This is a genomic window from Bacillus sp. D386 (assembly GCF_006346415.1).
The window spans coordinates 537,479-558,898 of sequence record NZ_VEMV01000001.1 but is presented as its reverse complement, the minus strand read 5'-3'; the positions used below and the strand labels follow the sequence as shown (position 1 = coordinate 558,898).

20 protein-coding genes and 1 riboswitch are annotated in these 21,420 nt (G+C 35.8%); of the genes, 14 read left to right on the top strand and 6 right to left on the bottom strand.

Going from position 1 to position 21,420, the window contains the following annotated elements; translation table 11 throughout:
* Positions 1-14: 14 nt before the first annotated feature.
* Positions 15-110, top strand: a riboswitch (yybP-ykoY riboswitch).
* An 81-nt stretch (positions 111-191) separates the two neighbouring features.
* The 3 genes from FHY45_RS02690 (at position 192) to FHY45_RS02680 (ending at position 3,219) form a co-directional block, all read left to right on the top strand.
* A complete protein-coding gene (locus FHY45_RS02690; RefSeq protein WP_066100981.1) occupies positions 192-968 on the top strand; it encodes a TerC family protein in 777 nt (258 codons plus the stop codon).
* 248 nt (positions 969-1,216) lie between these two features.
* On the top strand, positions 1,217-1,972 hold the full coding sequence (gene sigI / locus FHY45_RS02685) for an RNA polymerase sigma factor SigI (protein WP_225983669.1): 756 nt from the start codon (positions 1,217-1,219) through the stop codon (positions 1,970-1,972).
* The gene (locus FHY45_RS02680) at positions 1,969-3,219 is read left to right on the top strand and encodes an anti-sigma factor domain-containing protein (protein ID WP_139891323.1); all 1,251 of its coding nucleotides are present in this window, start codon (positions 1,969-1,971) and stop codon (positions 3,217-3,219) included. Before sigI ends, FHY45_RS02680 begins: the two co-directional genes overlap by 4 nt.
* A 70-nt stretch (positions 3,220-3,289) precedes the next feature.
* Here FHY45_RS02680 and FHY45_RS02675 read toward each other — a convergent pair whose 3' ends face one another.
* The gene (locus FHY45_RS02675) at positions 3,290-3,484 is read right to left on the bottom strand and encodes an alpha/beta-type small acid-soluble spore protein (protein WP_066100972.1); all 195 of its coding nucleotides are present in this window, start codon (positions 3,482-3,484) and stop codon (positions 3,290-3,292) included.
* Positions 3,485-3,670: 186 nt separating this feature from the next.
* Here FHY45_RS02675 and FHY45_RS20415 point away from each other — a divergent pair, with 186 nt between their 5' ends.
* On the top strand, positions 3,671-3,826 hold the full coding sequence (locus tag FHY45_RS20415) for a hypothetical protein (RefSeq protein ID WP_175354219.1): 156 nt from the start codon (positions 3,671-3,673) through the stop codon (positions 3,824-3,826).
* 36 nt (positions 3,827-3,862) lie between these two features.
* Here the strand turns inward: FHY45_RS20415 and FHY45_RS02670 are convergent, their stop codons facing one another.
* Positions 3,863-5,617 (bottom strand): B12-binding domain-containing radical SAM protein, encoded by a 1,755-nt coding sequence (locus FHY45_RS02670; RefSeq protein WP_066100969.1) that lies wholly within the window; start codon positions 5,615-5,617, stop codon positions 3,863-3,865.
* A gap of 215 nt (positions 5,618-5,832) precedes the next feature.
* A complete protein-coding gene (locus FHY45_RS02665; protein ID WP_139891322.1) occupies positions 5,833-6,903 on the bottom strand; it encodes an acyltransferase family protein in 1,071 nt (356 codons plus the stop codon).
* 319 nt (positions 6,904-7,222) lie between these two features.
* Here FHY45_RS02665 and FHY45_RS02660 point away from each other — a divergent pair, with 319 nt between their 5' ends.
* From FHY45_RS02660 to FHY45_RS02635, 6 genes are all read left to right on the top strand, one after another.
* A complete protein-coding gene (locus FHY45_RS02660) occupies positions 7,223-8,236 on the top strand; it encodes a 2-oxoacid:acceptor oxidoreductase family protein (RefSeq protein WP_066100961.1) in 1,014 nt (337 codons plus the stop codon).
* The gene (locus FHY45_RS02655; RefSeq protein ID WP_066100958.1) at positions 8,236-10,536 is read left to right on the top strand and encodes a thiamine pyrophosphate-dependent enzyme; all 2,301 of its coding nucleotides are present in this window, start codon (positions 8,236-8,238) and stop codon (positions 10,534-10,536) included. The genes FHY45_RS02660 and FHY45_RS02655 overlap by 1 nt, the downstream gene beginning before the upstream one ends.
* A gap of 179 nt (positions 10,537-10,715) precedes the next feature.
* Positions 10,716-12,860: a PAS domain S-box protein gene (locus tag FHY45_RS02650; RefSeq protein WP_225983712.1), complete on the top strand. Its 2,145-nt coding sequence runs from the start codon at positions 10,716-10,718 to the stop codon at positions 12,858-12,860.
* Positions 12,861-13,078: 218 nt separating this feature from the next.
* The gene (locus FHY45_RS02645; protein WP_077247946.1) at positions 13,079-13,252 is read left to right on the top strand and encodes an aspartyl-phosphate phosphatase Spo0E family protein; all 174 of its coding nucleotides are present in this window, start codon (positions 13,079-13,081) and stop codon (positions 13,250-13,252) included.
* Positions 13,253-14,032: 780 nt separating this feature from the next.
* Complete coding sequence (locus FHY45_RS02640) at positions 14,033-14,470, top strand: MarR family winged helix-turn-helix transcriptional regulator (RefSeq protein ID WP_066100952.1); 438 nt, start codon at positions 14,033-14,035, stop codon at positions 14,468-14,470.
* Between the two features lie 230 nt (positions 14,471-14,700).
* A complete protein-coding gene (locus tag FHY45_RS02635) occupies positions 14,701-15,726 on the top strand; it encodes a YkvI family membrane protein (RefSeq protein ID WP_066100949.1) in 1,026 nt (341 codons plus the stop codon).
* Between the two features lie 104 nt (positions 15,727-15,830).
* Here FHY45_RS02635 and map read toward each other — a convergent pair whose 3' ends face one another.
* Complete coding sequence (map, locus tag FHY45_RS02630; protein ID WP_066100948.1) at positions 15,831-16,574, bottom strand: type I methionyl aminopeptidase; 744 nt, start codon at positions 16,572-16,574, stop codon at positions 15,831-15,833.
* Positions 16,575-16,740: 166 nt separating this feature from the next.
* Positions 16,741-16,920 carry a YkvS family protein gene (locus tag FHY45_RS02625; protein ID WP_066100944.1) on the bottom strand — a complete coding sequence of 60 codons (180 nt, stop codon included), beginning with the start codon at positions 16,918-16,920 and terminating at the stop codon, positions 16,741-16,743.
* 271 nt (positions 16,921-17,191) lie between these two features.
* Here FHY45_RS02625 and FHY45_RS02620 point away from each other — a divergent pair, with 271 nt between their 5' ends.
* Complete coding sequence (locus FHY45_RS02620) at positions 17,192-17,386, top strand: hypothetical protein (protein WP_066100941.1); 195 nt, start codon at positions 17,192-17,194, stop codon at positions 17,384-17,386.
* 64 nt (positions 17,387-17,450) lie between these two features.
* On the opposite strand, the gene FHY45_RS02615 is transcribed toward FHY45_RS02620, so the two are convergent.
* A complete protein-coding gene (locus FHY45_RS02615; protein ID WP_066100938.1) occupies positions 17,451-17,954 on the bottom strand; it encodes a sigma-70 family RNA polymerase sigma factor in 504 nt (167 codons plus the stop codon).
* A 216-nt stretch (positions 17,955-18,170) separates the two neighbouring features.
* Here FHY45_RS02615 and FHY45_RS02610 point away from each other — a divergent pair, with 216 nt between their 5' ends.
* The 3 genes from FHY45_RS02610 to ptsP all read left to right on the top strand — a co-directional run bounded on the left by FHY45_RS02610 (position 18,171) and on the right by ptsP (position 21,377).
* The gene (locus tag FHY45_RS02610; protein WP_066100935.1) at positions 18,171-18,914 is read left to right on the top strand and encodes an SDR family oxidoreductase; all 744 of its coding nucleotides are present in this window, start codon (positions 18,171-18,173) and stop codon (positions 18,912-18,914) included.
* A gap of 475 nt (positions 18,915-19,389) precedes the next feature.
* Positions 19,390-19,656: a phosphocarrier protein HPr gene (locus tag FHY45_RS02605; RefSeq protein WP_066100932.1), complete on the top strand. Its 267-nt coding sequence runs from the start codon at positions 19,390-19,392 to the stop codon at positions 19,654-19,656.
* Positions 19,656-21,377 carry a phosphoenolpyruvate--protein phosphotransferase gene (gene ptsP / locus FHY45_RS02600; RefSeq protein WP_066100929.1) on the top strand — a complete coding sequence of 574 codons (1,722 nt, stop codon included), beginning with the start codon at positions 19,656-19,658 and terminating at the stop codon, positions 21,375-21,377. The genes FHY45_RS02605 and ptsP overlap by 1 nt, the downstream gene beginning before the upstream one ends.
* Positions 21,378-21,420: the final 43 nt, after the last annotated feature.

Below are 21,420 nucleotides of genomic sequence, written 5' to 3'. Positions count from 1 at the left end.
TACAAACTTCATACAAACCTTTCAAAGGGGAGTAGCGTTAGGGAAACCTAAAACAAAGTCGTCAGTACGTGGTTTTTACCATCGGCTTTGTTGGCATTTTTACAATGTCTAGCAAGACCTTTGTCAAAAAAGAATTACTTTTTTGGCATGGGTCTTTTTTGTTGGTTTGGAAAATAAAAGGAGGTTTACTTATGGATTGGGCAATAATTTTAGAGTACGCCTGGGTATTATTGGTGTTAATTGGACTTGAAGGAATTCTTGCAGCCGATAACGCAGTCGTAATGGCTGTAATGGTTAAACATCTTCCGAAGGAACAACAGAAAAAAGCTTTGTTTTATGGACTAATTGGTGCGTTCGTCTTTAGGATCGGTTCCCTGTTCCTGATTTCATTACTTGTAGATTTATGGCAAATACAAGCAATTGGAGCTGTATATTTGCTCTACATTATGATTAATTATTTAGTGAAACACTATTTCTTGAAATCTGAAGATGAAGCGGTCAAGGAAAAAAAGAAATCCGGTTTCTGGATGACTGTTCTAAAGGTCGAGGTAGCAGACTTGGCATTTGCAGTAGATTCCATGCTTGCAGCTGTTGCTTTAGCTGTAACTCTACCGGCGGTAGGGTCGTTTAATATCGGCGGTATCAATGGTGGGCAATTTATTGTTATGTTCCTTGGAGGATTTATTGGATTAGTTATTATGAGGTTTGCTGCAACACAATTTGTTGTACTATTAAACAAGCGACCATCTCTGGAAACAGCTGCTTTTCTAATTGTCGGCTGGGTGGGGGTTAAGCTGGCTGTCATGACATTAGCACATCCAGGTGTTGGAATTCTTGACCATCATTTCCCAGAGTCTACAACTTGGAAAATCATATTCTGGGGTGTCTTAGTATCGATTGTGGTTATTGGATACCTCGTATCAGGTAAAGATTTGAAAGCTAAAAATCAAATTGACCAGGAAATGTAAAATTACAAAGATATAAATTAATAGATTAAGTGAAGACCCGGGATGCATGATTATGTGCGTTCCGGTTTTTTTATTTTTGCAACCACTTGGATAAAATTTGGTTATAACCCCTATATACGGAAATTTGTGTACGTATGATATAGCATAATAAATAAACCGACCAAGCATTATTTATAACAAATGAAGAGTGAAAACATCCCACAAAGACCATACATTGCAACATATGGTATAATTTGTGCAGGGATGAGGTGAACATAATGCTTGGTATGCTTTTTCCGATTCTGAGAAAAAAGCAGGATTTAACAGAAACCGTACTCTTAATACAAGAAGGGGATCTGGAATTAAGAAATAATTTGCTTAAAAAATACAAACCCTTTATTAAAAAATCTGTTTCATCTGTATGCCGGCGTTATATCCGAGAAACAGATGATGAATTTAGTATTGGTCTAATTGCTTTTAACGATGCAATAGATAAGTTTTCACCTGATAAAGGAAATGGCTTATTGCCATTTGCAGATACGGTAATCCGAAGAAGAGTTATAGATTATATAAGGTCACAATCAAAAAAAATGAATGAACTGTCTTTTGAAATCCAACATGTTTCAGAAGATGAATACATACAAAGTCCATTAGATATAGAAAAATCAATTGAAAACCATCAGAGACAATTAAACTCCGAAAATTTAAAGGATGAGATTATTCGATATACTGAATTATTAAAAATCTTTCATATAACCTTTGACCAATTAGTCAAACATACACCAAAGCATGTGGATGCAAGGAATAATGCCATAAAAATCGCTAAAACAATAGCAGATGAGCCTTTGATGCTTCAATATGTCATAGACAAGAAAAAACTGCCTATCAAAATGATGGAAGAAAAAGTTGAGGTTTCAAGAAAGACAATTGAACGCAACCGCATTTATATAATAGCTATGGTTTTGATTTTAACGGGAGATTATTTGTTCTTAAAGGATTACTTGAAGGGGGTTCTTTCAAATTGAAGTGTGGAATCATTATGCAAATATCATCAACGGAAATTACTGTATTGACCCCTGAAGGCGATTTCATTAAATTGAATAAAGAACGCAAAGACTATCAAATCGGTGAAGAAGTCAGGATTGATGTTACAAACTCAAAACCAATATTCAGCAAGAAGAATGGATGGAAATTAAAAATACTGGTTCCAGCATTAGCAGCAGCTGTTTTTTTAATAGTTTGTTTCTTTCCTGCGTTTTTAACTAATTCAAAGGTATCAGCTTATGTCAGTATGGATGTTAAATCAAGTATCGAACTTGGTATAACAGACGAACTAAAAGTGGTTGAAGTAAAGGGAATTAACGAAGAAGGGAAAGAAATTATAGCAAGACTTAAGGAATGGAAGGGCAGAGATATGGACGATGTTATCAGTGAAATGGTTACTTTAAATCGCAGTGCCGGGCATCTTAAAACCAATTCCAATATCTTGTTCTCCACCGTAATGATTGAAAAGGATAATCGAAATTTTGAATATTCCTTACAGAAAAAATTAACTGATACTCAGGATATCCCGCAAATTGATAATTCCGTGAACATTGAAATGAAAAAGGCCTCTGTTAAAGATAGACAGGAAGCAACAGATAAAGGGATTTCTACGGGTACATACCTAGAGCAAACCAATAAGAAAACCAAGAATCAGCCTTCAACTGGAGTAAAGAAAAATGATAAAATTAAAGTAACAGAAGAAAAAAGCAATCATAAAAGCTCAAGTGTGGAAAAAGTTGAAATAAAACAGCAAACCAGTAACAGTAGTGACCGAACCCAAATTCCGAATAAGTCTGCAGTCATTCAGGAAAATAAGCAAGGATCTGTTGAAGTGCCTAAAAAGGCGGGCACCGTTACAAAAGATGCTAAAGCTATACATACTACAGAAGAGAAGGCTGTAAAACAACAACATAAGGATAACAATTCAAAGCAGAGGCCACCCTCTAAAGACCAGCCTATAAACAAAGAGGTAAGAAAGGATACCATCCAGAAAGAAAGGAAAACCAATCAAAATAAAAGAGATACTGACCGAAACAAACAACAAGTAGATAAGCGAAATAAACCAAATAAGCAACCTTATAAAAGTCGGAAACAAGATCAGGTGGACAAGCGAGATGCGAGGAAGCAAGAGCAGGTGGACAAGCGTGATGTCCGGAAACCGCAGCATCAAAGAGGGAAGCAAGATGAACGTAATCAGAATCAGAAAAGAAAAGGAATGTATCAATAAATTCAGTCATTTACATAACTAATCAGAAAATGTCCGGTAAAATACCGGACATTTTCTTTGCCATATAAGGTTATTTAGTTTTTCCACTCATTTGCGCTTGTGCATGTTTAACGAGCTGTTTGGTTATTTCTCCTCCTACTGATCCGTTCGCTCGTGAGACCGTATCTGACCCTAACGTAACGCCGAATTCAGCGGCTATTTCATATTTATATTGATCAAGCATTTGCTGTACACCTGGTACCAATAATTTATTACTGCTGGACATTTCATTCACCTCACTACATATACTGTGGATTTTTGATTCCTCCACACCATTAATATGGATGAAAAACATGATCTAATGCAGTTTAAAGTATGGAGGAATAGGCATGGTTTCCCTTTTGATAAAGTATGAAATATTGCATGAAATAGATTCCCGAACAAATACTAACCGCATAAAGGAGTGTGTAAAATGAAACGTAAGGCAGAAATGAATGCGGTTAATAAACTGAGTAAAACCCCTAAAAAAAATCTACAGGAAACTGAGTTTTCTGCGGAATTTACACATGGTGAGAACCCAATGAAGGGCGCTAACCGTAATTCTAAGCGTGGTAAACAGGGAGAATAAAAAAATAGAGACTCGACGTTAGTCGAGCTCTATTTCTTATGAAAATACTGCTGAAGGGACATAAAATAGCTTGGACCCACCATGCTTTGGGTGGAAGTATGCAATCAACAAGGTCGGAGCCGTTATTATTTCGCCAGTTTCTAAATAATGATTCATATCAATAGATAGTTCATCAATCAGAACATGCTTGTACAGTTCTTTTTCGTTTAAATTCAGTGCCTTAAATTTCTCACCAACCAGATGAGGATTAGCCAAAACGGCCTGATAGATTGGAGATTTCTCATTTTTTGTCATGGAATATTCCCACCATGGTTTACGTGGTTTAAAGGTAAGTTGTGATAAATAATCCACTTTTAGTAAGGCAATCAGTGTTTTAAGGCTATCGGGATTCGTTACACCGATAAATTCGACGAGGCGCTTAAATAGATCCTCAGGCTGATGTCCAATGCGTGACCATTTTTTTTCTTCCCAATAACTTCCGAATTCTTGGAAGAAATCAAAAGGGGAGCTATAAACAGTGCCTACTATATACTCCATTCCAAGATCCATTCGGTGATCATTCCAATACTTTTCCAGTACATCCTCAACCTGCTTAATTTTAATAATATCGGAAAACGGCATTACATTATTGCTGACAATTTCGTATGGGGCTTGATCCATATATTGATAATCCCATTGTTTAGCCTGAGTTCTCAAGCCTGTGCCGCGAAGCATTTTTAAGAAGCCCAATTGAAGTTCCTCTGGCCGCATTTCAAACACATCATCAAATGTTTTTCGGAAGGAGCTATAATTTTCTTCGGGAAGTCCTGCAATAAGATCAAGATGCTGATCCACTTTCCCGCCATCCTTAATCATGGTGACTGTACGCTTTAATTTATCGAAGTTCTGTTTTCTTTTGACTAGTTCATTAGTATAATCATTGGTTGATTGGACTCCTATCTCGAAGCGAAATAGGCCGGGAGGAGCTTCTTTGTTTAAGTATTCAATTACTTCAGGCTTCATAATATCTGCTGTAATCTCAAATTGAAAAACGCAACCTGGTTCATGCTCTTTAATTAAAAATTCAAATATGTCGAGAGCATAGCTACGACTGATATTAAAAGTACGGTCCATAAATTTAATTGTTTTTGCTCCATTTTTCATCAAGAAACGGATATCTTCTTTAATATCTTCTCTATTAAAGAAACGTACGCCGGTTTCGATGGATGAGAGACAGAATTGACAGTTAAAAGGACAACCGCGGCTTGTTTCAATATACGTGATTCTCTTCGACAAGTTAGGGATATCTTCTTCAAATCTAAATGGTGATGGAATAGACTTTAAATCTACCTTTGGAGCGGCAGGTGTCAGGATAGGTTTTTCACCTTCAAGATACGCAATTCCCTGAACAGTGTGAAAGTCTTTATTGCCATCTATTTCAGCTATAAGATTTTTAAATGTGGCTTCTCCTTCACCTATTACGATGAAATCAGCGCCTGGGATATCTTTGAGCCAGAAAAATGGATCGTATGTTACCTCTGGACCTCCAAGAACAATATAGATGTCCGGATTGATTTTTTTGAGTATGGTAATGACTTTTTTAATTTCTTCCATATTCCATATATAACAGCTAAAGCCGATTACATCTGGCTTTTGGTTATACAAATCTGTAACGATGTTCATAACCGGATCTTTAATGGTGTATTCAATAATTTCTACATTGTACTCGGGTGCTGCATACGCTTTTAAATAACGAAGGGCTAAATTGGTATGAATATATTTGGCATTTAAAGTAGTTCCAATAATTCTCATGTATTTGTCATACTTCCTTTCACCGTTTGCTAACAATTCATATTATCATATTTGAGTATGGGTTTACAGTATTGGCGATATTTTACATGGGTTCTAAGATGGTACGGTTTAATTTTCAGTAGTTAAAAATGAGAGATGACCAAGGGAATAATGGAGTGTATGGGTAAAAGGTTTTGGGAAATATAGCGGTACAAAAAAGTCCTTCGGAATATTCATTATTCCGAAGGACTGCGATTCATGGATTTAGATAAATCATATTTTTGTTTATAAAAATGTAATAAGCCTTTTAATTTATAGAACATCATTTTAGTATGACGGGTGTTAAACTCAATCATTGGCTGTGTAATTGACTTGACTAATGTACTCGACAGGATGATTGTAATAATCAATGAAATTGCTGCTAATAGTATATAGTGTTCTGCAGTAGTGAAATATTCATTTAAACTTGTAAATCTAAAGGTCCGGACAAAAAAGCCATGCAATAAATATACATAAAGGGTTTGAGTGCCCCATCTAGTAAAGAAATAGCTACCTCTAGGTACAAGGGCCATAAAGCTGACGATCATAAGAGAATTAACGATGAAAAATCCAAGGCGCTTAAACATAGAAAGGAACGATACTGTCTCAATTTCCGAATAAGGCTTTGAACCGAGCAGCCACTGGGAGTCTATTTCCGGGAAAAATGAAAACCATATAAAAATTACACCAAAGGATGCCAAAGCGTAAAATTTACTTTTCACTGTTGTTATTTTTTGAAAATGTTCCTTCTGACTGTGATAACCAATCAGGAAAAATGGAAAGAAGACAAATGTTCGGGATAAACTCAGATAAGTAGAGATTGTATCAATATATCCCACAAGTAAAGCAAGCGCTATTGCTAATCCAATCCCTACTAAAGGTTTGAATTTTGTAAAGACGAAAAGCATTAAATTCCAAAAGAATAGACTTAACAGAAACCATAAGGACCAATTGGGTTCCAATGCTTCGAACTTAAGTGTTGATTTATCAAATAGGTAATAATAATAAATCGTATAGATAACCTGAAAAAGTAAATAGGGAAGAATCAGTTTAGTACTTAGCTTTTTTATATAGCCTTTTTTGTTAAAGCCTTTTGCAAAAAAGCCTGATAACAGTATAAAAGCAGGCATATGGAAGGTATAGATTGTAGTGTATAAAGCATAAATCGTTTCATTTTGATCAATATATGTTCGTAAAATATGACCAAAGACAACAAAAAACATTAATATGACTTTTGCGTTGTCAAAATAACTTTCCCTCTGTCTCATAGCTGCCTCCTATTATTTCCGGAAAAATTCTTTCTATTATTCCCCTTTATAATGGTAATCAAACAATTGAGAGATGAATTGGTAAAACCATCCGTTTGAACCATTATTAACAATGTGATAATCGTGTATTTCCGTACTATAATCTATGTATCTGTACTATAAGAATATAGATATCTGTTATATATAGTTTAAATGCAGAATAGCTATTGGTTTCAATATATAAATAATTCCAATTAAAAAACTGTATTCATCAGTATTTAAATAATATTTAAAGATAAACTAAACAAACTTTTTCGTTATGAAATAGGGAGGGAAAATAATGACAATTCTTCCGAAAAAGAATGAGCAAGGTTTTTATGAAATTCGCCTAGAGTCAATCGGAGGACTAGGGGCAAATCTAGCCGGAAAAATGCTGGCTGAATCAGGTGTTCTGGGGCATGGTTTAAATGGATCCAATTTTTCCTCCTATGGTTCGGAAAAAAAGGGATCTCCTGTAAAGAGCTTTGTTCGTTTCTGCGATGCCGAAACTGAAATACGTGATCATAGTCCAATTGAAGAGCCTCATGTTATTGGTGTTTTTCATGAAGCACTTTATAAAATGGTTGATGTGGTGAGTGGTTTACGTCCGGATGGTATCGTTCTTGTTAATTCAACTCGTCAGTTCGATGAAATAAAAAATGACTTAAATCTTCAGTATGGAACGCTTGCAATCGTCGATGCACTTGGTATTGCAGTAGAAGAAAAAACAAAAGTGAACACAGCTATGCTTGGAGCTTTGTTCCGTATATGTGATTTCCTCAATCCCGAGTCCATGAAAGACGTAATTAGAAAAACATTCGAAAAGAAATATCCACATTTAGTTGAGCCAAATATCCGTACGTTTGAACGTGGCTATCATGAAGTGACGTTTAAACATTTTGAGGTACCTCAAGATGCAGAGGGCAAAAGTTTTAAAAGAGCATTACCTTTATTGGGATACGAAACCCAAGTTATTGGCGGCACGATCATTGCTCAGGGTAACAGTATACTTAAAGACTTGTCCGGTTCCAGACAGGGTTTTTTACCTGAATGGGATGCTGAAAAATGTATACATTGTGCTGCCTGTGATACAGCTTGTCCGGATTTTTGTTTTGTCTGGGAAGAGGGAGAAGATAAGCGTGGACGCAAGCAAATGTTTTTAACAGGGATTGATTATCAATACTGTAAAGGCTGCTTGAAATGTATTGAAGCGTGTCCGACTAGCGCCCTTCGGGAAATGCGGGAAATCTTAGGTTTTGCTGAGGAAAATACAGTGAAACAACGTAATCCTTATGTAGCAGGAGGGATGAAATAATGGCGATATCAGAAGTAGAACTAACTGAATTGGTAAAGGATACAATGGCTGAACAAGTGACTACCTTTGAATCAGGTAATGAAATGGCCGCAATGGCTGCAGCACAAATCAATTATCACTTAATGGGGTATTTTCCAATTACCCCATCAACTGAAATAGCTCAGTATTTAGATATTATGAAATCCAGAGGAGAACATGATATTCAATTAATTGCGGCTGATGGAGAACATGGTTCGGCAGGTATTTGTTATGGTGCTGCCGTGACAGGAGCCAGGGTTTTTAATGCCACAAGCGCAAATGGACTTATGTATATGCTAGAGCAGCTACCTGTTCAATCAGGTACAAGATTTCCAATGGTTATGAATCTTGTTACTAGATCAATCAGTGGTCCGCTCGACATTCGGGGCGACCATTCTGATTTATATTTTGCCTTAAATACAGGTTGGATCATTTTGACAGCCAGAACACCTCAAGCTGTTTACGATATGAATATAATGGCGTTGAAAATCTCGGAGCATTCCGATGTACGTTTACCTGTTATAGTCGCTTATGATGGATTCTTTACATCCCATCAAAAGAGAAAAGTAAACTACTTTAAAGATAGAGAGATTGTGCAAAAATTTATTGGTGAAATGCCAACTCATTTTCCGCACGTAGATATTCACAACCCGGTAACGATTGGTGCACATATGAATGGGGATGATTTGATCAATAATCACTATCAGCAGTCTGAAGCGATGTATAAAGCCGGAGAGGTTTTTACTCAGGTAGCTTGTGAATATGCTGAACTGTCAGGTCGCCAATATGGAGTATTGGATCTATATAAGATGGAGGACGCGGAAGTTGCCTTATTCCTGTTAAATTCAGCTGCCGAGACAGCTAAAGATACGGTCGATGATTTAAGAAAACAAGGAATTAAAGCTGGCGTGATCAGTCCTAACATAATTCGTCCGTTCCCGGCAGAAGAAATCAGAAAGGCTCTGAAGAATGTTAAAGTACTGTTGGTTGGCGAGAGAGCAGATTCCTATGGTGCCAATGGTCCCAACCTTACACATGAAGTGAAATCTGCCTTACAGGAAGATCAGGATAATCATACTGCTGTGTTAAGCCGTGTGTTTGGTTTAGGAGGAAAGGATTTTTATCCGGAGGATGCAAGGGCATTTTTTGATATGGCATTGCAAACATTAAATAATGGCCAAATTGAAAAAGTATTTGATTATTACGGTGTCAATCCGGGATTGCCTGAAGCCCAACCACAGCCACTTTTAAAGCCGAATAACGAAGATTTATATAAGACAGGGCTTATTCAGGTAACTCCTGATGAGGAGAGTGGAAAATTAAAGGTACGTATACCTCCTTTACGCTCATTAATGAGCAAACCAAAACGTTTGGCTTCCGGTCATGGAGCATGTCCAGGATGCGGAATTTTTCCAGCATTGGAGCTGTTCTTTAAAGGAATCGAGGGGGATGTTGTTGTTCTGTTCCAAACAGGCTGTGCCTATGTGGTAACAACGGCATATCCATATAGCTCTCACAAACAAACGATGATTCACAACTTATTCCAAAACGGGCCGGCAACTTTATCAGGTACACTTGAAGCATTTTTGGAGAAAAAACGCCGTGGTGAAATCTCTATCAGTGATGATGCGACCTTCGTTATGATCACCGGTGATGGTGGCATGGATATAGGGATGGGTTCAGCTATTGGAACTGCACTGCGCAATCACAAACTCATTATGCTTGAGTATGATAATGAGGGATATATGAATACAGGCTCGCAAATGTCCTACTCTACTCCGCTTGGTCATATGACAAGTACAACAGGTGTAGGAAGAGCACAAAAAGGAAAAGCTTTTCATCATAAGGATACAGCTCAAATCATGGCTGCCACTGGAATACCATATGTATTTACAGGATCGGAAGCTTTCCCGCAGGATTTAATTAAGAAAGCGGTGAAGGCACAATGGTATGCGCAGAATGTAGGTACCGTTTATGGCAAAATATTAATCACCTGTCCTTTGAATTGGAAGGCAGAGGAACGTTATGGTGCTAAGATTATGGAAGCGGCAGTAAACTCATGTTTCTTCCCTCTATACGAAGTTGAGAATGGTGAAACTACCATTACTTATAATCCGGAAACGAGGAAAAAACGTATTCAACTATCTGAATGGTTAACATATATGGGGAAAACAAAGCATCTGCTGCAGGAAGAAAATGCAGGTATGCTTGAGGAATTTGAACAAGAAGTGGATAGAAGATGGAACCGATTGCTGGCTAAGCATGAAAATCCATCCCTTTAATAGTATTTTAAAAGCCTGAAGAGATTCTATAAGATATCTCTTCAGGTTTTTTTATATTTTAATCTATACCATAAGGAGGTATTTAGTCTGATTCTGATTGTTTAAAAAGGTTTTTCCATAATTTTGTAGAATAAGTATCTTATTATGTCACAGGTATTAGGAGGATCCCCTTGGCTGATATGGATTTGAATGATAAGGAAGTAAAGATTATAGAAAAAAATACGGCCTTGAAAACTGATTACGAGACATGGGAGCATTTTTTAAACTCATTTACAAAAGCAATTATTGTTACTGATTTGGAAATGGAAATCATATCTCAGAATGAACAGGCAATCAAGTTATACCATCAGTTAGGGCGAGAGGGTAAACCAGGAAATCTTCGGGACTTTTATATCTCTGTTTCAAAAGAGGTGGTTGATGATCAACTCAGAAACGTGAAACAGCATGGTTTTTCAAATTATATATATTCAGTAAGGAATTCTGATGACACCTGCTCAGTTGAGCTTGAACTTAATGGACTTTTGGATTCATATTCAAAAAAAATTATCTATGTGTTAATCCCATTAAAAACAGAGAGTACAAGGGATCATGTAAAAAAGGATAATTTATATGTAGATATTATTAATGATTTAAAGTGCTATATTGTTATCCATACTAAAGAAGGAATCATCGTGGATGGTAATAAAGCCTTTTGTGGGTTGGTCAAAATTGAGAGATCGAAAATTCTAGGCAAAAGTATTTATCAATTTATTACTGCCGCCGATAAAGATAAATTTGATACTGTTATCAAGCATCTATCATCCGGAAATTCCCGTTTTAATTTATTTCAGCTTTGTCTTGATTCAAAAGAGATTACATATCAATATACTACACAATTTAATTTTTACAGTGGTTTGTACTATACAATTATTTACGATTGTTTTGAAGAATCAGAGCAAAATCACTATTTAATAGAAGGAATTCAAAATGTCTTTTGTCAATCCGTGGATGGAATAATCATGCTGGACTCTAAAGGAATCATCGTACAGGCTAATGAGCAAGCCTGCATATTGTTTGAGAAAACGCAGGTGGAATTAATTAATACGAATATAGAGAAAATTACGGGCGAAAAGATAAATACGCTTTTTATCTTGGAAGAACAAGAGAGTTATGAGCTTATTTTCAGTTCATCGAGTGGGAAAAAGAAGATTATAGAATTAACAAAAAGTCAGATTAGCAGTAGTCCTTATACTCTTTTAATTTGTAAAGATATTAGTGAAAAGTGGGTGATGGAGCAGGAACTTCTTATCTCGGAAAATAAATTCAAGAAAATTTTTGACGGTACCTTTGATGGAATTATGATTTGGGGAGCAGACGGGGAAATATATGATATTAATGAACCTGGTGCTGCAATTATAGGGGCTTCTATTGATCATATCCAAAACAAAAACTTCCATGAAATATTCGAACTGACTGAACATCAGATGAAACATTTACAAAGGCATATTTCCTTGATCAATAAAAATAAGCATCATCATTTTGTGTGTGAGCTTACTTGCAGGGATGGGCAAAATAAACAGCTGGATTTTTCCTCCAGACTGGATGTTATACCGGGTAAGAATCTAACCATTTTTAGAGATGTAACAGATAAGATTCGAATGGAGGAACAATTAAAAAAATCAGATACGTTGAATGTTGTGGGTGAGCTGGCAGCTGGTATTGCTCATGAAATCAGGAATCCTATGACAGCTTTGAAAGGTTTTATTCAATTACTGGAAGGCAGCTTGAATGGCGAATTTTCAACCTATTTCCAGGTTATTTCTTCAGAATTACAAAGAATCGAGACAATCATTACAGATTTTTTAATTCTTGCAAAACCACAGGCAGTTTCCTATCAAATTAAACAGGTAAATAACACAATCGAAAATACGTTGGATCTGCTAAGTGCGCAGGCATCTATGCATAATATTCAATTCCACACACATTTTTCTAAAATACCACCCATCCATTGTGAGAGTAACCAACTTAAACAAGTTTTTATAAATTTAATCAAAAACGCTATAGAGGCTATGCCTACAGGAGGGTTTATTGATATCACAACAGAATTATTTTTTGATAGCCATGTATTAATATCGATACAGGATTATGGAACCGGAATCCCTGAGACTGTTCTTGATAAATTGGGAGAACCATTCTATACAACAAAAGAAAAGGGGACGGGTCTAGGTTTGATGGTTACCTACAAAATCATTGAAGAGCACGCCGGTTGGATTGAAGTTGCCAGTGAAGAAGAGAAAGGAACCCTGTTTCAAATCTATCTGCCTATTAATCATGAGTTCACTTGAGAGAAAAAATTAGAATAGGATGGTAAAATGGAAACTCTTCTGATTTATAAGGGTTTCTTATTTTTGTTTGCTGGAAGTGTTAGACAGATTCTTTAATAAGAAGATGAAATAATTATTATTTTTTGTCTTTTTTTGCGATTGTATTTACATTATTTTAAAATTCTGACATAATACCACTTAATGTTATTTTTTTAGTGAATAAGAAGGAGGAGCTTTTCTTGCAGAATCAAAAAGATTGGCTGGAAACTGCCATAAGAAATAAAAGAGAACAAATGATTAGCCATGCTAAGAACAATGGCCTTCTAGATGAAGGTACATTAAATCTGAGTCGGCAGCTTGACCAGTTAATTCTTGAACATATTAGGATGAAATACTCAATAACTAATTATTAAATAAACAAGGAATGCGTAAAGGTGAAAACTAGGATTTTATGACATAAAACGTATTTACCATTTACTATTTACATATGGTTTGTGGATAAAAGCAAAGTAACAATTTAATACTAGGATAGGTATAATCAGTTCTGAAAAAGATATCTCTACCTGGTCGGCAAGTACATTTTAGCCCAGGTCGATTTATATACTCCTTTAGTATACGCGATTTTAGGCCATATTTATGAATGCATGAATAACCCCTTTTCTAAATGATCACAGTGGAAGGAATAGGTATACCATACACTTCCGTCACCTATCCTCAGGCGAGACCTTCTCCATATTCGTTATAAATCCTATTTTTTCAGGTTAAGTGCGCAGTACTTTTTCTGGGAACTGAAAAGCTCATACTTAAAAAATCCATCAATACAGCACGATTTGGATGACTGAATCTCATCCTACGAATAGATGAAATGATTGTTTGCATCCAGAGGATATTCCTTATATGATGTCTATTTATATAGAGCAATACCTATTAGAAGACATTAGAAGATTCATTTTGTACCTTAGGAAAAATAATCTCCTCGTTTGCATAAGGTTATACATCATCAATAAAGGATTAGTGCTCAAAATATTAGGATGTTCTGCAAAAGAATTGTAAAGTGAAAAATAAATAAAGGTTAAATACTAGGTTATTACTACTATCAGGATGATTATAAAGTTTTACTTTTTAATAGGAAAGAAGTATAATTACGCGGATGATAATAGTGAATTTTATCCGTTAATTGTGGGTGATTAAATATGGAAGAACAAAATCAATCTTTAAAAGTATTTATAGTTCTGTCGAGGGCTTTTCGAGCTATCAGTGACTATACCAACAAATATATCCAAGCCTCAGGTGTAAATCCAACCGAATTTGCTGTCCTTGAGCTACTCTACCATAAAGGTGATCAACCATTGCAGCATATAGGGGATAAAATCCTGCTTGCCAGTGGAAGTATCACGTATGTAGTAGATAAGCTGGAAAAAAAGCAATTATTAAAAAGGATTGCATGTCCCAATGATCGAAGAGTAACATATGCGCAAATTACGGAAAAGGGAAAGAAGTTCCTGGAAGGGATATTCCCGGAGCATCAGGAACGAATTGAGCATTTAATGGATGGGTTAACAGTCGAAGAGAAGGAAACGGTGATTGAGCTTCTGAAAAGAATTGGTAAATCCGTACCGTTAACTAAATAATCCATTAATACCTATATATTAATGAATAAAATGAAATAGAAGAATAAGATGGACTGGCTGTCGTTAACCGGCAGTTATTTTTTTTGTCTAAAAGCTGAGGAGGAAATAAGATGTCACTCGTTCATTAATGAAACAAGGTGGTAAGAAGCAACCGGTATTCACCAGAATAATAATTTGTCATAAAGACAATCAGCCCGCATACAGTGAGTAGTAAGCGGGGAGGGACAAGGGTGAATCGTCAATATGTAAATATTTTTCAAGTTGCAGCTGTTTATGTTGGAACGGTTATTGGAGCGGGTTTTGCAACTGGAAAGGAAATATATGAATTTTTTACCCAATATGGACTTTATGGCCTATTAGGGATTCTTCTTTCGGGATTTATTTTTATTCGGATTGGCAGAAAAATAATGATTGTAGCATTACATAGAAATATTAAAAATTATATGGAATTTAATGATTGGTTATTTGGTAAACGTATATCCTTTTTTGTTAATATCATCTCTATGGGCATGTTGTTTGGGGTTACAGGTGTTATGATGTCAGGAGTTGGCGGTCTATTTGAAGAGCAATTGGGATTTTCTAAAATAGGGGGCATGCTTTTTACTACATTTCTATCAATTGTTGTCATGAGCTGGGGGACTAAAGGTTTATTATCTATTAACACCTTTGTGGTACCTGCAATGATTATGTTTAATTTAATCCTGATGTTTGCTTCATTATTCCATATGAATCCTGTTCAAAATCTGCTAACCATTCCTGATGAAGTAAGCTGGAAGATGGTCTTATCGCCCTTCTCCTATACGGCATTTAACCTTGCTTTGACACAGGCTGTTTTGGTTCCATTGGCTGCCGAAATAAAGGATGAAGATATTATTCGAAAAGGTGCAAATTTAGGAGGATTTATTTTATCCGTTGTTTTGGTAAGCTGCCATATTTCCTTATCCTCCATACCAGGAATTGAACAGATTAACATTCCTACTGCCTATGTAATGAAACAAATAGCACCTTTTTTATATGGGCTCTATTTATTCATTATTTTTGGAGAAATTTTTTCAACCTTAATTGGAAATGCCTTTGGACTCGAAAGGCAACTAAAAAAAGCAACGGAACTGCCTTCCTGGTCGCTATATGTTGGGATTTTTGCCATAAGTTTAATAATTGGCCAAATTGAATATGGTCCTTTGATTTCTATATTGTATCCGATTTTTGGATATATTAGTTTAATCTTTTTGCTGTTAATAACTGTCAAAAAGTAAGTGTCAGCTACGATTTATGCTGTTTCTAGAAAGATTTATAAAAATGACAAAAAGAAAGAGAAGGGATAGTCCCCTCTCTTTATAAGGTCAATGCCGTAGGCACATTATAATGTTAATATAATCGGCTCATTCTTTGTCACTATGATAGTATGTTCACATTGTGCAACCAAGCTTTTGTCACTCGTGATAAATGTCCATCCATCACCGGCTTCTGTAACCATGGTTGCTTTTGTAGAAATAAACGGTTCAACGGCCAATACTGTACCTTCATGAAGAAGCTCTGAATCCCATGGGTCAAAATAGTTTAAAATATGATCTGGTTTTTCATGCAGACTTCTACCTATTCCATGGCCGGTTAAATTTTTGATGACAGTGAATCCATTTTGTTTTGCTGTATTGAAGACAGCTTTACCAATTTGGTTTTTCTTGGAGCCTGCTTTAGCTTTGCTGATTCCCTGATAAAAAGCATCAACTGCGCATTGGCATAATTTTTCTTTTTCACTAGTTGTAGTGCCAACCGGGAACGAAATTCCTGTATCCCCATAATATCCATTTAATACTGCAGAGACGTCGATATTTACCATATCGCCTTCGTTAATTATACGTTTTCCTGGTATTCCATGAGCAACTTCTTCGTTTACACTGATACATGTAAACCCGGGAAAATCATACTCATTTTTAGGTGCAGAAACAGCTCCGGTTTCCTCAAATATTTTCTTTGCGATTAAATCAAGCTCCAGTGTTGTAATACCGGGAACGGTAGCTAATTTCATTGCTTCCCTGACACGTGAAACAACTGCACCTACTGCTTTTAATCCTTCTAAATCTTTTTCGTTTTTTACAATCATGATACTAAACCTGCTTTCTGTAATGCTCTTCATTAGTATAAAAAGTTTAGTGGAAAGGTTCCAGATGGAATCGATTCTCACTATTATATCTAAGTTTTTTACAAATTTAAAGTAAGGGAAATTAATGGGACAAGAAGAGAACGAGGCAAGTAGCCCCGTTCTCGAATTATTCATATATGATTTTATAATTTTTATGGTTAACGACTGTCTTTTCTTCTAATTCAAGATCATGAAAGTTCTCCATTAAAGTTAAATCAACAATCACTGAGTTTTCATTTACTTTTTCTACAATCCCACGCAATCCATCGCGGAATTCAATTATATTGCCTACATCAGCCTTTTTCATCATGTTCACACCTTTTCAGTTTATTAAAGTTATCAACAGATCTTGATTAGTAAACTAATATCCTTGCAATTTCGGGATTCGTAAGTCCGCTTATAAAGAAATTATCCCTACTATTTAGCTTATGCAGAATAATATTGTAATTATAGTATAAATTGTGATTAATTGGAATGTTAAAAGAATAAATAGTCTTTATATTTTCGCTCCTATGGAATACTTGTTTAATGTAGGGGTTTGAGAGTATCATGTTTTGTATATATAGGAGGTTTTACGAATGAATAAAGAAGAGATCCAATCCATATTTGATCAATTAAAAAATGGAGAAATAGATAAACTTGAAGTTGCAAAGCAGGATTTCATGGCGTTTCGATCTGTGCTTGTAGAAAGGGAAGATTTTAAACATTTTCGGGGAACTGCTCATATAGGCGGGGGTGTGACCTATCATTATTTAGAGGAGCCTAGAAGCTGAATAGAAATCAACAAACCCAATTATAAAGTAATTGGGTTTGTTAACATTTTAATCAGTATTGTCCTTATTTGATAAACACATCTGGATGTATTTCAAGGTAATGCTTTAGTTTTTTTAGCGCCATCCGTTTCCAAGATTTCACCGTTGCATACGTTGTATGGTATTCGTATGCGATATCTGTGATGGTTTTACCAAATTGAATGTATTCAGCCAACCAAATATATTGGTTGTTTGTTAAGGAAGTTAGAAAAGGTTTAGGGAAGTACCATTCAAGGAAGGAAACATCTTCTTCAACCTTTAATAAATCCCAATACTCAGGTGATTTTTTTAATTCTCTCCCATTTATTTTAGTGGACTTGCAAAGCTGTATAAGCATTTTACCTTGTATGGACTTATAGGCATAGGAAAGGAACTGTCCTTTTTCAGGGTTGAAATTTTGGCTGGCCTCCCAAAGTGCAATTAATCCTATTTGGTAAAATTCATCCTTTTCACAAATAATATTAAGCTTTCTCATAATATGATGTATTAATGGATTATATTGGTTAACTAATGATTCGAAGTCTTCCATACTCGTAATCCTGCCCTATGAGGAGCGACCTCTATATTCCCGGGTACCTTTAAAGTACGCTTAAAGATTCTTTCTGTAAAAAAAGCAAATTTGAAAATTTGTTGAGTTTTTAGCGAAAAATGAGGATAAATTCTATTAAAATAATCATTATTTTAAAAAATATGGATTCCTATAACAAAATCTAACCATTTAATTTAAAAGAGAGGATTGGATACAATGAATTTTCAGGATCAAGTTGTGTTAGTAACAGGTGCTGCAAATGGGATTGGTAAAGAAATCGCAATACAATATGCAAATAAAGGCGCGAAAGTTGTTTTAACCGATATAGATGTGGAAGCTGGAAAGAAAATTGAAGCTGAACTATTGGCAATGGGAAAAGTTGCTTTATTTGCTGAGGCCGATCTCAGCAAAGAGGATGATTGCCTTCATATAATGGAAATAATTAGAGGTGAATGGGGTAGGTTAAATATTATAGTAAATAATGCAGGCATAAGTGAATTTACTCCATTATTTGAAATGACAACAGAGAATTGGAATCGCATTATCAATACCAATTTACGAAGTGTATTTATTTTGGCAAGAGAAGGAGCTAAGCTGATGACTGGAACGGGTGGTTCTATCATTAATATAGCATCAACCCGAGCCATACAATCTGAACCGAATTCTGAAGCTTATGCTGCATCCAAAGGTGGAATCCTAGCTCTAACGCACGCTCTTGGCGCATCATTAGCCAAAAAAGGTATTCGAGTTAACAGTATTAGCCCTGGCTGGATTCAAACGACTGATTACACTGGTTTACGTGAGATAGATCACGCCCAGCATTTTTCGGGTAGGGTAGGTAAGCCAATAGATATAGCAAAAGCATGTTTATTCCTAAGTGATCCAGAGAACGATTTTATTAATGGAGAGAATCTGGTTATTGATGGTGGAATGACAAGGAAAATGATTTATGAAGATTGAAAATATGAATAAAAAACAGAATAGAAAGGTTCTTCAAATTTGTCATTAGAAATACCTTTGTTGTAAAATCGATAGGAAATACAATATATAGATATTTCTCCAAGCTATGTGAAATTTAGTTGTAGAATTGCTTATCTGTGTGCAAACACTTTACTGAATAAATTCATTGTATATAGGATTCTGGTATATATTAGAAATGAATCTTATATTTATTGAAAGACTATGTTTCAATCAATCTTACAGGTGAGATATATTTATGGTTCTTAATTTATAAAAGCAGTTGAACAATTTTAATTTTTCAGGTACATTTCTCTTATAGGGTTTTACTCTATATTGTGAGAAAAGCTACATAATTTCGACTGTTCATCCTTTTATACATAGGACCGGTTGAAACTGGGTAAAATCATAAGATGTAAGCAGCTAGAATTCGTATAGCTAAAACAAAATAATTATTAATAAAGGAGCTCGATTACTTATGGTACAAAAAACTTTTCATGTAACTGCAGAAACAGGAATTCATGCTCGTCCAGCAACATTGCTTGTACAAGCAGCAGGTAAATTCAACTCTGATATCAACCTCGAATATAAAGAAAAGAAAGTTAATCTTAAATCAATTATGGGCGTTATGTCTTTAGGAATCGGCAGTGGTTCAGATATTACAATTATCGCTGAAGGAAATGACGAACAAGATGCATTAAATGCCATTGAGGAAACATTAACAAAAGAAGGATTGGCTAAGTAATGACAACGATGTTAAACGGGATAGCGGCATCTAATGGAATTGTCATAGCAAAAGCTTATCGTTTAATGGAGCCTGACTTAACTGTAACAAAAAGCACGATTAATGAAGTGGATACCGAATTAACTCGTCTTCAAGAGGCGGTTAATAAGGCTCAGACCGAATTGGAAACAATTCGTGAAAAAGTCAAAACAGAACAAGGTGAAGATAAAGCAGCCATTTTTGATGCTCACATACTTGTTTTGAATGACCCTGAATTGCTTGGTGCTGTACAGGAGAAAGTTAAGTCTGAAAAAATCAACTCTGAATTTGCTATGCGCGAAATTGCTGATATGTTCATCACTATGTTTGAACAAATGGATAATGAATATATGAAAGAAAGAGCAGCTGATATTCGTGATGTAACAAAACGGGTTATCAGTCATCTTCTTGGGGTACAAATACCAAATCCAAGTATGATTGCTGAAGAAGTGATTGTTGTGTCCGAGGATTTAACTCCTTCAGATACAGCTCAATTAAACAGAGAATTTGTTAAAGGCTTTACAACTGATATTGGAGGGCGTACTTCTCACTCCGCAATTATGGCACGCTCGCTTGAAATTCCAGCAGTTGTTGGGACTAAACAGGCAACTGAAACTATTCAAAACGGCGATATGATTATACTTGATGGGCTTAAAGGTGAAGTACATATTAATCCGACACCTGAATTGATTGAAGAATACAAAAAAGCTGCTGATGCTTATGCACAGCAGAAACTTGAATGGGCTAAGCTTGTTAACGAAAAAACGGTAACAGCAGATGGCCATCACATAGAATTAGCAGCGAACATCGGCACTCCTAAAGATCTTGAAGGTGTTAAAGCAAATGGTGCTGAGGCTGTAGGCTTATATAGAACAGAGTTCTTGTATATGGGAAGAGATAATCTTCCTGGAGAAGAAGAACAGTTTGAATCCTATAAAGCTGTACTTGAAGGTATGGAAGGTAAGCCGGTTGTGGTACGCACATTGGATATTGGTGGAGATAAGGAGCTTCCATATCTAGATCTACCGAAAGAAATGAATCCATTCCTTGGATTCCGTGCTATTCGATTATGCCTTGAGGAACTACCGATTTTCAGAACGCAGCTTAGAGCACTTTTACGGGCAAGTGTGTATGGGAATTTAAGAATTATGTTCCCGATGATTGCCACTTTAGATGAATTCAGATCCGCCAAAAAGGTTCTTGAAGAAGAAAAGGCGAAATTAATTGAAGAAGGTATTGAAGTATCAGATTCTATTCAATTGGGAATCATGGTGGAAATCCCTTCAACTGCGGTAATCGCAGATCAATTTGCTAAGGAAGTAGATTTCTTCAGCATTGGTACGAATGACTTGATTCAATATACAATGGCTGCAGATAGAATGAACGAACGTGTATCTTACTTGTACCAACCATATAATCCAGCTATTTTACGTTTAGTAAAAATGGTGATTGAAGCTGCACATAAAGAAGGCAAATGGGCTGGAATGTGTGGAGAAATGGCTGGGGATGAACTGGCGATTCCGTTGCTTGTTGGATTAGGGTTGGATGAGTTTTCAATGAGCGCAACATCTGTTCTGCGTGCACGTTCCCAAATTAAAACACTTACTAGAACCGAAATGCAAGACTTGGCTGAAAAAGCTATACAAATGCAAACATCAGCAGAGATTGTTGAAATGGTTAAAAAAGCTACAGCTCAAAAATAGTTTCAATAAAAATAGATATACAGGTTTATTTATTTGAACGGAG